The organism is Roseovarius nubinhibens ISM, from assembly GCF_000152625.1.
Classification (GTDB): Bacteria; Pseudomonadota; Alphaproteobacteria; order Rhodobacterales; family Rhodobacteraceae; genus Roseovarius; species Roseovarius nubinhibens.
The window spans coordinates 3,495,986-3,509,566 of sequence record NZ_CH724156.1; the positions used below are offsets into that span (position 1 = coordinate 3,495,986).

The following is a 13,581-nucleotide window of genomic DNA, read 5'->3' on the forward strand; positions in this document are numbered from 1 at the left end:
CACGAAACGGACGCGGGTGTAGCTCAGGGGTAGAGCGTTACCTTGCCAAGGTAAATGTCGTGAGTTCGAATCTCATCACCCGCTCCATTTCGAAACCTCCCCAAAAAGCTGACTGAAATGACCGCCTTGGCGGGCGTTCGCCGTGGCTTACCTGCGCCGTGAAGGATTTTGAAATCCCTCGCAAATTTGCACTTGCAGCCCCGCGCCAGTCTTTGTACATCACGGCTCACGAAACGGATGCGGGTGTAGCTCAGGGGTAGAGCGTTACCTTGCCAAGGTAAATGTCGTGAGTTCGAATCTCATCACCCGCTCCATTTCGATCCCCCCCTCAGCACTTTCCATCCCACCCCACCGCGCTACCTTTCCGACACCCCGCCCCCCGCGGCCTGTCAACGGACGGATAGCCCCATGGTCCTGCAACTCCTGATCGGAAGCGCCCTGCTCGCCGCCACCGCGCTCCTCGCCTCCATGTCCTAGATGCTGTTGGAAATGGTTCTGCGCCGCACCCATCCGTGGATAATTCACCCGCCCTACGGGCTCAAACTGGCCGCTGTGCTGCTGGTGGCGATGCTCTGGGTGCTCTGCATGATGACGCTTTCGATCTGGATCTGGGCCGTGGTCTTCTGGCGGCTCGACGTGTTCGAGAGCTTTGAAGGCGCCGTCTATTTCGCCCTCGTGGCCTTTACCACGCTGGGCTTTGGCGATGTGCTCCTGCCACAGCCCTGGCGGCTTCTGGGGGGGCTCGCCGCGGCCAATGGGCTGATGATCTTCGGCTTTCTCACCGCCATGCTGGTCGAAACCCTGCGCCAGACCCGCTACCGGCAGCTCGGCCCGGTCGGGCAGGATGACGACTGAGCTCTCACCGCGCATCAAACCCGACAGCCCCATAAAAAAGGCGCAGCCCGAAGGCCGCGCCCAGTGGGACCAGTGGGTCGGGGATCAGATATCGAGCGTGTTGGCGCGTTCCCACTCGCTGAAATGGCGGCAATAAGCGTTCCATTCCTGATGCTTGAGCTTGAGGAAGGCCGCCGAGAACTCTTCGCCCATCATGGATTTGAGCTGCTTGTCCTTGTCATATTCGCGCAGCGCATCCAGCATGTTGAGCGGCAGTTTCGGCGCGCCGCGCACCTTGTGCCCTTCGGCATACATGTCGATGTCATGGCGCTTGCCCGGATCGGCCTTGGTGCGGATTCCGTCAAGCCCCGCCGCGATGATCACCGCCTGCAACAGATAGGGGTTCACCGCCCCATCCGGCAGCCGCAGCTCGAACCGGCCCGGCCCTGGCACCCGCACCATATGGGTGCGGTTGTTGCCGGTCCATGTCACCGTGTTGGGCGCCCAGGTGGCCCCCGAGGTGGTGCGCGGCGCGTTGATCCGCTTGTAGCTGTTGACCGTCGGGTTGGTGATCGCCGCCAGGGCGCTCGCATGTTTCATGATCCCGCCGAGGAAATACTTGCCCTGCTCACTCAGGCCAAGCTCGCCGGTCGGGCCTTCGCCCTTGTCGGTGGCAAAAACATTGCGCTTGGCCTTGTCGCCCGGCGCGTCCCAGACCGAGATATGCGCGTGACAGCCATTGCCGGTCAGCCCCTCGACGGGTTTCGGCATGAACGTGGCCCGCAGCCCATGTTTCTCGGCCACGGATTTGGTCATGAACTTGAAGAAACTGTGCTTGTCGGCGGTCGCCAGCGCGTCGTCGAACTCCCAGTTCATCTCATACTGGCCGTTGGCGTCCTCGTGATCGTTCTGATACGGGCCCCAGCCGAGATCGAGCATATAGTCGCAGATTTCCTGCACCACATGCAGCCGCCGCATGATTGCCTGCTGGTCGTAGCAAGGCTTTTCGGCAGTGTCATATTCATCCGAGATCGCATGACCGTCGGGCGTCATGATGAAATACTCGGCCTCGATCCCGGTCTTGATGTGAAGCCCCTCGTCGGCGGCCTCCTTGATCAGACGGCGCAGCACGTTGCGCGGCGCTTGGGCAAGATCCTTGCCGCCCATCACGCAATTGCCCGGCACCCAGGCGAGCTCGGGGTTCCAGGGCAGCTGGATCACCGCCTCCGGGTCCGGCACGGCGAGCATATCGGGATGCGCGGGCGTCAGATCGAGCCATGTGGCAAAGCCCGCGAACCCGGCCCCGTCTTCTTGCATATCGGCGATGGCCTGAGCCGGGACCAGCTTGGCCCGCTGCGCGCCAAAGAGATCTGTGAAAGAGATCATGTAATATTTGATCCCCTTCTCCTTGGCATATTTCGCCAGATCACGTGTCATTTAGGTACTCCCTGTCATCTCTTATATTTTTAAAGCAGCCTGCCCCGTCATTGCGGGGCAGGTCCGGATCGCGTGTCGGTCAGAAGCCGGTGCCGGGCTTGCCGGGCCACCAATCGGTCCCCGACAGCGGCACCCGCGCCATGGCGGCGGCCTCCATGGTCAGAGCCACGAGATCCTCGGGCTCGAGATTGTGAACATGGCTCTTGCCGCAGGCCCGCGCCAAGGTCTGCGCCTCGAGCGTCATGACCTTGAGGTAGTTGTTGAGCCGCCGACCGCCCTCGATGGGATCGAACCGCGCCATGAGCTCGGGATCCTGCGTGGTGATCCCGGCCGGGTCACGGCCCTCGTGCCAGTCGTCATAGGCCCCGGTCGTGGTGCCGAGCCGCTGATACTCTTCTTCCCAACGCGGATCATTGTCGCCCAGCGCGATGAGCGCCGCGGTGCCAATGGCCACCGCATCCGCCCCAAGCGCCAGCGCCTTGGCCACATCCGCGCCGCTGCGGATACCGCCCGACACGATGAGCTGCACCTCGCGGTGCATGTCGAGATCCTGCAGCGCTTGCACCGCGTCGCGGATACAGGCGAGGATCGGCTGCCCGACATGTTCGATGAACACATCCTGCGTCGCCGCCGTGCCGCCCTGCATCCCGTCGAGAACGACCACATCCGCCCCGGCCTTGACCGCCAGCGTCGTGTCGTAATAGGGCCGCGCGCCGCCCACTTTGACATAGATCGGCTTTTCCCAATTGGTGATCTCGCGCAGCTCGAGGATCTTGATCTCGAGATCGTCCGGCCCGGTCCAGTCGGGGTGACGGCAGGCCGACCGCTGGTCGATCCCCTTGGGCAGGTTGCGCATCTCGGCGACCCGGTCGGAAATCTTCTGACCGAGCAGCATCCCGCCGCCGCCCGGCTTGGCGCCCTGGCCCACGACCACTTCGATCGCATCGGCCTTGCGCAGATCGTCCGGGTTCATCCCATAGCGCGACGGCAGATATTGATAGACGAGCTTCTTGGAATGCCCGCGCTCTTCCGGCGTCATGCCGCCATCGCCCGTGGTGGTCGAGGTGCCCGCCAGCGTCGCTCCCCGGCCGAGCGCCTCCTTGGCCGGACCGGACAGCGCGCCAAAACTCATGCCGGCAATGGTCACCGGAATATCGAGCTCAATCGGCTTCTTGGCATAGCGCGTGCCGAGCGTCACCCGCGTGTCGCATTTCTCGCGATAGCCTTCGAGCGGATAGCGCGAGATCGACGCGCCGAGAAACAGCAGATCGTCGAAATGCGGCACCCGGCGTTTCGCGCCCCCGCCGCGGATGTCATAGATGCCGGTCGCCGCCGCCCGGCGGATCTCGGCGTTGATATTCTTCGAAAAGGTCCAGGACTGGATCGGTTCGGTGCGCGGTGCGCTGCTGTCGTCTTTGGCCATGATCCTGCCCCTCAATATGCGTTGTCGATGTTGAAATTATAGAGCTGCCGAGCCGAGCCATAGCGCTTGAACTCTTCCGGCTTGGCGTCACAGCCGCCGCGCTCCAGAAGCTCCGCGAGGATCTCCAGATGCTCGGGCCGCATCTCTTTTTCGATGCAATCCGCGCCCAGCGATTTGACCGATCCGCGCACGAAGAGCCGCGCCTCGTAGATCGAGTCGCCCAGCGCCTCACCGGCATCGCCGCAGACGACGAGATTGCCGGATTGCGCCATGAAGGCCGACATATGGCCGACATTGCCATGCACCACGATGTCGATCCCCTTCATCGAGATCCCGCAGCGCGAGCTGGCATTGCCCTTGATCACCAGCGTGCCGCCATGGCCGGTGGCCCCGGCATATTGGCTGGCGTCGCCTTCAATGACGACCGTGCCCGACATCATGTTCTCGGCCACGCCCGGCCCGGCCGAGCCGTCGACGCGCACCGTGGCCTGCTTGTTCATCCCGGCACAGTAATAGCCCGTAGAGCCGCGCACCGCGACGTCGATCGGCGCATCGAGACCCACGGCAATCGCATGTGCCCCGCGCGGGTTGACGATCTCCCAGGCCGTCTGGTTGGTGTCTTTCGCTTGCGCCTGCAGGGCGCTGTTCATCTCGCGCAGGCCGGTGGCCTCGAGGTCGATGGTCTGCATATCAGTGGCTCCAGAAGTAAACGGTTGCGGGTTCGGGTTCCCAGACCTTGGCGTCTTCGATCCCCGGCAGGTTGACCAGTGCCCGGTATTCCGACCCGAAGGCCACATAGCGGTCGGTCTCGGCCAGCACGGCAGGCTTGCAGGCGATCGGGTCACGGACCACGCCAAACCCGTCCTTGGTGCCCACCACAAAGGTGTAGAACCCGTCGAGATCCTCGAGCCCCGCCTCAAGCGCTTCACCAAGGCTCGCGCCCTGCTGCATTTTCCAGGTGAGATAGGCGGCGCCCACCTCGGTGTCGTTCTGGCTTTCGAACTCGATCCCGTTGCGGCGCAGTTTGCGGCGCAGCGAATTGTGGTTCGACAGCGAGCCGTTGTGCACGAGGCACTGATCGGCGCCGGTCGAATAGGGATGGGCGCCATCGGTGGTCACGGCGGATTCGGTGGCCATCCGGGTGTGACCGATGCCATGGCTGCCCTGCATCGCGCTGAGCGAGAACCGCTCGGCCACATCCTTGGGCAGGCCCACTTCCTTGTAGATTTCCACCGCGTCGCCGCTGCTCATGATGCGCAGATCCGGATGGCTCGCCCGCAGATAGCCCCGCGCCTCGTCGAGCTTTTCGCGCGGCATGCTGAGCACCGCATGGCTGTCACGCCGCTCAATCGTGGCCTTGGCGCCAATCGCCGTGCCGAGCTTGTCGGCCAGCCCGTCGAACGCCTCATCCGGCGTGGCGGATTGCACCGTCAGCTTGGCCGTGTCGCCCGCGTTCTGCGCATAGATCGCGATGCCGGCGCTGTCCGGGCCGCGATCCGTCATGGTGATCAGCATATCGGTCAGAAGCGCCCCCAGCTGGGGTTCAAGCGACCGGTCTTTCAAGAACAAACCGACAATTCCGCACATCTTGTGCTCCTTCGTTATACGCGGACAGTGTGGCCCTTGGCCAAGCCCTGCCCTCCGGGTCAGTGGGCGCTCCGCAGATTTCTGTATTTTCCTCTGGGGAACATTTTTTTACCAAGGTAGAATCAAGCCGGACCGGTTGTCAATGGTTCCCAACCCCCGGCGCGATCAATTTTTTGCCCCATCGGGCGATCTATCGGATTTCGCACAAAATTCAGGCCGGACATTTGCCCGGCCTGTCTGATCTTGTCCCCATGACGCGCGCTTTACCGCCCGGTGGCGAGCCCGCGTTGTGTCTCCATCCCCATCGACACCAGAAGCGGTTCGGCCTCCTGACGGGTCTTGAAATCTTCCTTGCTCGCCATGCCGCGCCAGCCCGCCGCGATGAGCGATTGCGCCACCGCCCCGCCGAGCGTGGTCCCCGGCCCCGGCACGATGAAAAGATCCGGCGCGAACTCGCGCGCGGCCACCTTGATCGCACGGGCGAAATCATAGGTCTCGGTCACCTGATGGCCGAGCGTATAGCCATGCAGCGCCGCGCGGTCGCAGGCCCCCGGCCACCAGATCGCGCCGCGCCCGTCGATCATCGGCAGCTCCGGCTGGCCAAACATCTCGGACGCGAGCGCCGCCCGCCCCCGCGCCGCCACCGGCTCTTGCAGCGCCGAATGGAACCCGGCGTGATTGGCCAGCCTCATCGGATAGCGTCCTTCCAGCGGGGCGGCCTCGGCCTCGAACGCAGCGAGCCCCGCTTTGTCGCCCGCAAGCACCAGCATCCCGCCGAGATCGATGGAAATGCCCAAGACATGCCCGGCCCGCCCGTCGATCTCTGCGACCAGCGCCAGCACCTCCTCGCGCCGCGCCGCATCGGGCACCCAATCGGTCCCCGTCACCGGATAGACCAGCTGCCCGCCGATCATTGCCTCCTGCATGAAGGCGCCCATCGTGTTGACCAGCTCGAACCCGTCCTGCGGGCTCAGCGCCCCGGCCAGGGCCAGGGCGGAATACCAGCCCATCGAATTGCCGGTGACCGCGACGATCTCGATCCGGTCGCGATCGATGCTGAGATAATCCCCGAGGCTCGCCGCATAGATGAGCCCCGAGGCATTGTCGCCCCGCGTGTGCCGCGCCATCGAAAACCGCTCGGCCCCGTCGAGATCGCGCAGCGTCTCCTCGCCGCGCTCGGCCCGCCGCCGGTCGAACTGATCGAGCAGCGCCGCATCGGGAAAATGCCGCCCCAGATAGCCAAGCTCGGCTTTGTTATAGGTGCCGCGCCCCGGACAGATGACAACCGCCTTGGTCATTTCGCCCCCCCTTTCACCAGCGATTTCGCCACCGACGCGATACCGACGTCCGAGGGCATGGTTACAGCATAGGCCGGACCCGTCGCGATAAAGCTGTCCTCCGCCGTCTCGCGAGCAAAGGGCACGTCGAGATTTTCGGCACAAAACGCCATCAGCGCCTCGGCCACCCCGCCCGAGTGCCGCGTCTCATCGACGATCAACACGTTTTTCACCCCCTCGAGCGCCGCGCGCAGCGCCTCTTCGGGCAGCGGCGAAATCCAGCGCAGATCAATGACCCGCGTGCTTATGCCCTCGCGTTCAAGCTGTTGAGCCGCCTTGGTCGACAGATACGTGCCATTGCCAAAAGTCACGATCGCCAGATCGCGCCCCTCGCCGTGCTGGCCCACCTCGCCCAGCGCGATGCGCTCTGACGGATCGGGATAGCGACACATCCAGCCCCCATCCCCCGCTTCATGCAGATCGCGCATCGGATAGAGGGCAATGGGTTCCAAAAACACCACCACCCGCTGCTCTTCCCGCGCCAGCCGCACGCATTCCCGCAACATCTTGGCCGCATCCAACCCATTGGACGGAATAGCCAAAATCAGCCCCGGAATGTCGCGCAGTACGGCCAGCGAGTTGTCATTATGGAAATGCCCACCAAAGCCCTTTTGATAGCCAAGCCCGGCAATCCGCACCACCATCGGGTTGGTATATTGCCCGTTGGAGAAAAACGGCAAGGTCGCCGCCTCACCGCGCAGCTGATCCTCCGCATTGTGCAGATAGGCCAGAAACTGGATCTCCGGGATCGGCAGAAACCCGTTATGCGCCATGCCGATACCGAGCCCGAGAATGGATTGCTCGTCGAGCAGCGTGTCGATCACCCGGTCCGGCCCGAACCGCGATTGCAGCTTTTGCGTGACGCCGTAAACCCCGCCCTTGCGTCCGACATCCTCGCCCATCAGCGCGATCTCGGGATGTTCCAGCATCAGGTCGGTCATCGCCCAGTTGATCAGCCGCGACATGATCTGCGGCTCGCTCATCGCCCGCAAATCGCTGCCAAACGCCGCCTCGCGCGCTGCACTGTCCGGCCCGTTGCTCGGCCGACAGGCGCGTTTCGGCGGGACAAGGCTCGCCATCACGCCCTTGGCATCCTGCAGCCGCGGCCGCGTCACCGCCTCATCGGCCACCCGCACCACCCGGTCGCAACTCTCGACATAGACGCGCAGCGCCTCGTCAGGTGCCATCGCCCCTGCATCACGCAGGAGCCGCACGGAATGCAGCAAGGGATCATTGGCCTCATCCGCCTCGACCTCGGATTTGGGCATATAGGTGGTCGGCACATCCGCCCCCGCATGCCCATAGAGCCGCACGGTGCGGATATGCAGGAAGGCGGGCTTGCGCCGCGTGCGCACATACTCTGCCGCCTCCTGCGCCACGCGATAGGTCTCGAACATGTCGAGCCCATCACAATGGAAATACTTGATCCCCGGCCGCTGCGCGAAGCTTGCCGCGATCCAGCCCTTGGGCGTCTTGACCGAAATGCCGATGCCATTGTCTTCGCAGACAAACAGCAGCGGCAAAGGCACCGATTGATAGGAGGTCCAGCCCGCCGTGTTGAACGCGCCCTGCGCCGTCGAATGGTTGGCCGAGGCATCGCCGAAGGAACAGTAAACGATGCTGTCTTCGGGCAGGGCCTGATGTTCCGGCGCGCGCCGCCGCGCCATGCCGAGCGAATAGGCCACGCCCAACGCCTTGGGCAGATGGCTCGCGATGGTCGAGGTCTGCGGCGGGATGTTGAGCGCCTTTGATCCCAGCACCTTGTGCCGCCCGCCGCTGATCGGGTCCTCGGACGAGGCCGCAAAACTGAGCGCCATATCCCACAGGATCGTCTGCCCCGGCACCTGATCGGCGCGGGCAATCTGAAACGCCGCATCGCGGTAATGCAAGAACGCCATATCGCTCGGGCGCAGCGCGGCGGCCACCGCCGCCATCCCCTCGTGCCCGGACGAGCCGATGGTATAGAACCCCTGCCCTGCCTTCTGCATCGCCCGGCTCTGCCGATCGAGCGCCCGGCTGAGACAGCCGGCGCGGAAAATGCCAACCGCCGCCTCGGGCGTCAGCGGCCCAGCGGGCGCACGCCCCTCGGGCAGGTCATTGCCGCCGACACGGGTGAGAAAATTCTGATGGACGATCTCTGCGCGATCCATGATCCGCCCCCTTATGCGCCAAGACCGGCGACAAACCGGCCCATCCGCGCGAGCCCCTCGTCGAGCAGCGCATCAGCATAGGCAAAAGACAGGCGCAGATGCCCCGGCATCCCAAAGGCCCGCCCCGGCACCAGCGCCAGCGCCTCGGCCTCCAGCAACGCCTTGCAGAACACGCCATCCTCGTCAAAGCCCCCTGCCTTGATCGCGCCTTCGATATTGGGAAAGGCATAGAACGCCCCATCCGGCACGAGACAGCTCACCCCCGGCATCGCATCGAGCGCTGCCACCACCCGGTCCCGGCGCGCCTTCATCGCAGCGTTGCGTTCGGCCAGCAGCGACTGATCTCCTGTCAGTGCCGCCACCGCCGCCGCCTGCGAAATGGACGAGCCGCCCGAGGTCACCTGCCCCTGCACCGCCGTCATCGCCTTGATCAAAGGCGCAGGCCCTATGCCCCAGCCGACCCGCCAGCCGGTCATCGAATAGGCCTTGGACACGCCGTTGATCACCAGCGTCCGGTCCCGCAGCCCCGGCACCGTCTCGCGGAAGGACACGAAGGGCACAAAGCTCAGATGCTCATAAATCTCGTCGGCCATGATCCACACATGCGGATGCCGCTCGAGCACCTCGGCCAGCCCGGCATAATCCTCGGCCGAATAGACCGCGCCCGACGGGTTCGACGGCGCATTGAGCATGAGCCAACGGGTGCGCGAGGTGATCGCCGTCTCGAGCTGCGCGGGCGTCAGGCGAAACCCGGCCTCCATCGGACAATCCACGAGAACCGGCACGCCGCCTGCCATCCGCACGATATCGGCATAGCTCGTCCAGAACGGCACCGGCATCACCACCTCGTCACCGGGATCGAGCGTCGCCAGCATCGCATTGGCGATGGATTGCTTGGCCCCGGTCGAGATCACCACATTCGCAGGCTCGACACCCGCGCCCTCTGCCACGGTCGCGCGCAGTTTGGCTGTGCCGCCGGTGGGCGTGTAATTGGTATCGCCATTGACCGCCGCGCGATGGGCCGCCTCGACCACATGCGGCGGCGTCGGGAAATCCGGCTCGCCCGTGCTGAGCGCGATCACGTCATGGCCCGCGTCGCGCATGGCCCGCGCCGCCTCGGAGACCTGCACGATCTCCGACAATTCGAGCCCTTGAAGCCGTTCAGCCCTGCGAAAATCCGTGCTCATATCCTGTTCCCCTGTCTTGCCCTGCCGCCGCTGGCAGCCGTCTTTCCCTGTCTAGCCCGCGAAAACACGGTTTAAAAGACAAGCAAACCTGCGATATTGATGAGTGATTGTAATGAATGAGCACGCCCCATGGCCAAAACACCCCCTCTGCCCTCGCTGCCGGTCCTGCGCAGCTTTGAGGCCGCCGCCCGCCATCAGAGCTTTACCATGGCCGCCGAAGAGCTCGGCCTTACCCAAGGCGCCATAAGCCGTCAGGTCCGCGAGCTTGAAGAGCTCATCGGCGCGCGGCTTTTCGCCCGGGTCGGGCGCAGCGTGCAGCTCACACCGGCGGGGCGCGGCTTTGCCCGTGACCTGGGCGGCGATCTCGCTCGGCTTCGGCAGAGCGTGAGCCGGGCGGTCGCGGCGGGCGATGGCGGCTCGATCCTGTCGGTGGCGGTGCTGCCCACCTTCGGGTCGCGCTGGCTCATGCCGCGCCTGCCCGATTTCTGCGCCCGTCACCCGGACATTCAGCTCAGCTTCAGCAGCCGGGGCGAGCCCTTTGACCTGCAAGAGGCGCGCTGCGACGTGGCCATTCACTTTGGCCGCGCCGACTGGCCCGGCGCGCAGCTCACCCCGCTCTGCCCGGAGAACCTGCGCGCCGTCGCCGCCCCCGCCTTTATCGAACGCCACGGCATCCGCCAGCCCGCCGATCTCTGCCAGGCGCCGCTCTTGCAGCTGAGCTCGCGGCCTGATGCCTGGGCTGGCTTCTTTGCCGCCCAGGCGCAGGATGCCACCCGCGCCGGGGCCGGGATGCTCTTTGATCAATTCTCGTTGATGATTTCCGCCGCGCTCCAAGGGCTTGGCGCCGCCCTCCTGCCGGTCTACCTGATCGAGGATGAGCTCAGCCAAGGCAGCCTCTGCGCGGTCGCGGCGGTCGGCTCGCCGCAAGAGGCAAGCTATCACATCGCCACACCGCTTGGCGGGACGAGCCGCGAAGCCGCGAGTTTCGTCAGTTGGTTGCGACGTCAGGTGCCGCGTCGCCGCGCGGCGTGATGCGCAGCCAGATGCCATCGCGCCCGCGCACCGTCAGATGCGCGACGGGCATCGCAGGCCGGTCTGCGACCACCTCAAAGCGATAGTTCCGGAGCAGCATCGACAGCAACAGCGGCCCTTCGATCATCGCAAACCCCGCCCCGGGACAGACCCGCTGCCCGGCGGAAAACGGCATGAAAGCCTCGCGCAGGCAGGACCGGCCATTGTCGGTGGCAAAGCGGTCGGGATCGAACGCATCCGGCCGCTCCCAGAGCCGTTCATGCCGGTGCAGATGCCAGGCGCTGAGCACGATCTGGCTGCCTTTGCGCACCTCGCGATCACGGAAAACCTCTGTCCCGGACGCCTCGCGCACCATCATTGGCACCGGCGGATAAAGGCGCAGCGCCTCGCGGAACACATCGCGCGACAGCCGCAGCTTGGCCATGTCCGACATGCCGAACGCGCCCGTGCTCGTACCGGTCATCGCGCCTGTTGCCTCCTCTGCCAGCCGCTCCTGCCAGTCGGGATAGAGCGCCAGAAGATAGAGCGCCCAAGCCAAGGCCGAAGCGCTGGTTTCATGCCCCGCCAAAAAGAAAATCGCCACCTGATCGACCATTTCCTCGGTCTCGAACCGCTTGCCCGTCACCGGATCGGGCGTCGTCATGATCTTGGTGGCAAGATCATCCGGCGCGGTCCCAGCCTCGATTTCGGCCCGTCGACGCGCCGTAAGATCGGTGATCAACGCCCTGATATGTCTCGCTGTTTCGCGGGTCCTGCGGCGGTGAAACCGGGGAAACCAGCGTGGCAGCGGCAAAAAAGCCCCGAGGTTCAGAACCGGCTGCGTCCGCTGATGATCACGGAAGGCGGCAAAGACCTCGCTCGCGGTCTCGTCCTCGATGGGCAGCGAAAACAGCGTGCGAAAGATCACATCCGCCGCGGCATGGCTCGTGTGAAACTCGATATCCTTGGGCGCGCCATCAGCCTGCGGCGCGAGCCGCGCGACGGCGGCCTCGCCCGCGGCATACATGGCCGGAAACGTGTCGCGCAGCCGCCCGCCCTCAAAGGCGGGGTCGATGATCCGGCGTTGCCGCTTCCATGTCTCGCCATTGGTGACAAAGACCGATTGCCCCAACAGCGGCGTCAACCCCTCGCGAATGCGGTCGGATTTCGGGAAATCATCGGGCCGTCCCTTGAGGATCAGATCCACCAGATCGGGCTGATTGCAGAGGTAAGACCGGAAAAACGGCGTGCGAAACTCGGCCATCCACGCGCGATATAGCCGCGCAGGCTGGGCCGACAGGATGTCCTGCCGAAAGAGCCGCGCATAGCGCCAGAGCGACACCCGCCCCTCACGTGCCGGGGGTTTCGGCGGCAGATGCGGGCAACCGCTCATGCGGCGGTGCTCGTGAACCGGTTGACCGGCTTTTCGATCCGGCTCTGCGACGGCTGCCGCCCGGCAAAGCGCTCGGCCAGTGTCTTGGGCCCCGCGGTGATGCGGAAATAGTCATAATCGCCCGGCCGGTCAAAGGCGCAAAGATATTGAAAATGCAAGCGAAAGAACCGCCAACGCAGCTCTTTCCAGCGCTCGGGGCTGAGCGTCTGGGTGAAGGCCGCCGAGAGCACCAGAGGCCAGCGCTTGCCACTTTCAGGGGCCACGCCTGACACCGCCACCGGGTCGCAGAGCGCAAAGGCGCAGCCATCGCCCGGCGCGGTGACATCGACCCAAGCGAGCTCGCCTCGCGTCGAGAGATAGGCGAGATCGGCGCGCAGACGCTCGGCGCGCGGCAGGAAGGACACCATCGGCACCACCTGTCCCAGCGACAGGAATGAGAGCTCCGGCCCGCCCTCCGGCACCCGGCCCGCGCGGATCAAATCAGCGAGGATCGACACTGCGAGATGCGCGCCAGAGCTGTGGCCCACGACGAGAACCTCATCGCTATCCTCTTGCAAAGCTTGCGCAATCTCATCCGCGAACTCGGCCATCCGGGCCTCGAGATCGGGCGGGTTCGCGCCGCGCCAACGGGCGGAATAGGCGTAATCATGCATGAGGTAATAGGCGAAAAACCGGTTGTCCTTGCGGCGAAACCAACCGAGCACCAGCGGCACCAGCGCGAGCCCCGCCCAAGCGGCCCAGGGGTGGATCAGGCTGAGGAGACGCCCCGCGCCCCAGGCCAGCCCGAGCGCGATGAGCAGTTGCAGGATCAGAAATCCGACCGGGTAGAGCGCCGCGATCACCGGACCCTTGCGCAGCCGCATCAGCCGGAAGAGCGCGCCTGAAGCGATATAGGTCCAGGCGGTGCGGATGAGCTGACCATAGGTGGCAAGAATGCCCTGTTCCATACTGCCCCGCACGATGTCCGACCAGACCAGAACCGCGATATCGGCATGGGTTTCGCCACCCTCGATCCGCGCATCGACCTGCCAGCCATAGCGCGCTGATGAGGCGTTTTTATCCTGCGGTTTCAAGGTGATGTCATAGCCCGACACCTCCGCCTGCGCGGCGGATTCCTTGCGGTACAGCTCTCTGTACCGGCGCGGGTGGATGGGGTCATATCCGGGGATATAAAAGACCCGCCTACGGGAAATTCTTTTGCTCATGTCCTGCCTCTAGCGCC

Annotated in this window: 11 protein-coding genes and 2 tRNA genes; 4 read left to right on the plus strand and 9 right to left on the minus strand. The window is 64.7% G+C overall.

Translation table 11 applies throughout. The features are described 5' to 3' along the window. Positions 1-12 precede the first annotated feature (12 nt). The 3 genes from ISM_RS16750 to ISM_RS16760 all read left to right on the plus strand — a co-directional run bounded on the left by ISM_RS16750 (position 13) and on the right by ISM_RS16760 (position 855). Positions 13-87: transfer RNA gene (locus ISM_RS16750), tRNA-Gly, on the plus strand. Positions 88-239: 152 nt separating this feature from the next. Continuing rightward, a tRNA-Gly gene (locus ISM_RS16755) sits at positions 240-314 on the plus strand. Positions 315-477: 163 nt separating this feature from the next. Then, positions 478-855 carry an ion channel gene (locus ISM_RS16760; RefSeq protein ID WP_009815394.1) on the plus strand — a complete coding sequence of 126 codons (378 nt, stop codon included), beginning with the start codon at positions 478-480 and terminating at the stop codon, positions 853-855. A gap of 84 nt (positions 856-939) precedes the next feature. Here the strand turns inward: ISM_RS16760 and glnT are convergent, their stop codons facing one another. The 7 genes from glnT to ISM_RS16795 form a co-directional block, all read right to left on the minus strand. After that, a complete protein-coding gene (gene glnT / locus ISM_RS16765) occupies positions 940-2,271 on the minus strand; it encodes a type III glutamate--ammonia ligase (protein ID WP_009815395.1) in 1,332 nt (443 codons plus the stop codon). 79 nt (positions 2,272-2,350) lie between these two features. Further along, positions 2,351-3,694 (minus strand): FMN-binding glutamate synthase family protein, encoded by a 1,344-nt coding sequence (locus ISM_RS16770; RefSeq protein WP_009815396.1) that lies wholly within the window; start codon positions 3,692-3,694, stop codon positions 2,351-2,353. An 11-nt stretch (positions 3,695-3,705) separates the two neighbouring features. Continuing rightward, positions 3,706-4,383, minus strand: coding sequence for a GltB/FmdC/FwdC-like GXGXG domain-containing protein (locus tag ISM_RS16775; RefSeq protein WP_009815397.1), 678 nt, complete (start codon positions 4,381-4,383; stop codon positions 3,706-3,708). Between the two features lies 1 nt (position 4,384). Continuing rightward, positions 4,385-5,281, minus strand: a complete 897-nt coding sequence (locus ISM_RS16780; protein WP_040618183.1) for a class II glutamine amidotransferase — start codon at positions 5,279-5,281, stop codon at positions 4,385-4,387. 263 nt (positions 5,282-5,544) lie between these two features. Beyond that, on the minus strand, positions 5,545-6,579 hold the full coding sequence (locus tag ISM_RS16785) for an ACP S-malonyltransferase (RefSeq protein WP_009815399.1): 1,035 nt from the start codon (positions 6,577-6,579) through the stop codon (positions 5,545-5,547). Next, complete coding sequence (locus ISM_RS16790; RefSeq protein WP_009815400.1) at positions 6,576-8,768, minus strand: dehydrogenase E1 component subunit alpha/beta; 2,193 nt, start codon at positions 8,766-8,768, stop codon at positions 6,576-6,578. The genes ISM_RS16785 and ISM_RS16790 overlap by 4 nt, the downstream gene beginning before the upstream one ends. A gap of 11 nt (positions 8,769-8,779) precedes the next feature. Further along, positions 8,780-9,955 (minus strand): pyridoxal phosphate-dependent aminotransferase, encoded by a 1,176-nt coding sequence (locus tag ISM_RS16795; RefSeq protein WP_040618184.1) that lies wholly within the window; start codon positions 9,953-9,955, stop codon positions 8,780-8,782. 129 nt (positions 9,956-10,084) lie between these two features. Between ISM_RS16795 and ISM_RS16800 the strand changes: the two genes are divergently transcribed. Beyond that, entirely contained in the window at positions 10,085-10,987 is a 903-nt protein-coding gene (locus ISM_RS16800) for a LysR substrate-binding domain-containing protein (protein WP_009815402.1), read from the plus strand. On the opposite strand, the gene ISM_RS16805 is transcribed toward ISM_RS16800, so the two are convergent. Next, positions 10,944-12,359 (minus strand): cytochrome P450, encoded by a 1,416-nt coding sequence (locus ISM_RS16805; RefSeq protein ID WP_040618185.1) that lies wholly within the window; start codon positions 12,357-12,359, stop codon positions 10,944-10,946. The genes ISM_RS16800 and ISM_RS16805 overlap by 44 nt on opposite strands. Next, entirely contained in the window at positions 12,356-13,564 is a 1,209-nt protein-coding gene (locus ISM_RS16810; protein ID WP_009815404.1) for an alpha/beta hydrolase, read from the minus strand. The genes ISM_RS16805 and ISM_RS16810 overlap by 4 nt, the downstream gene beginning before the upstream one ends. Between the last annotated feature and the right edge of the window lie 17 nt (positions 13,565-13,581).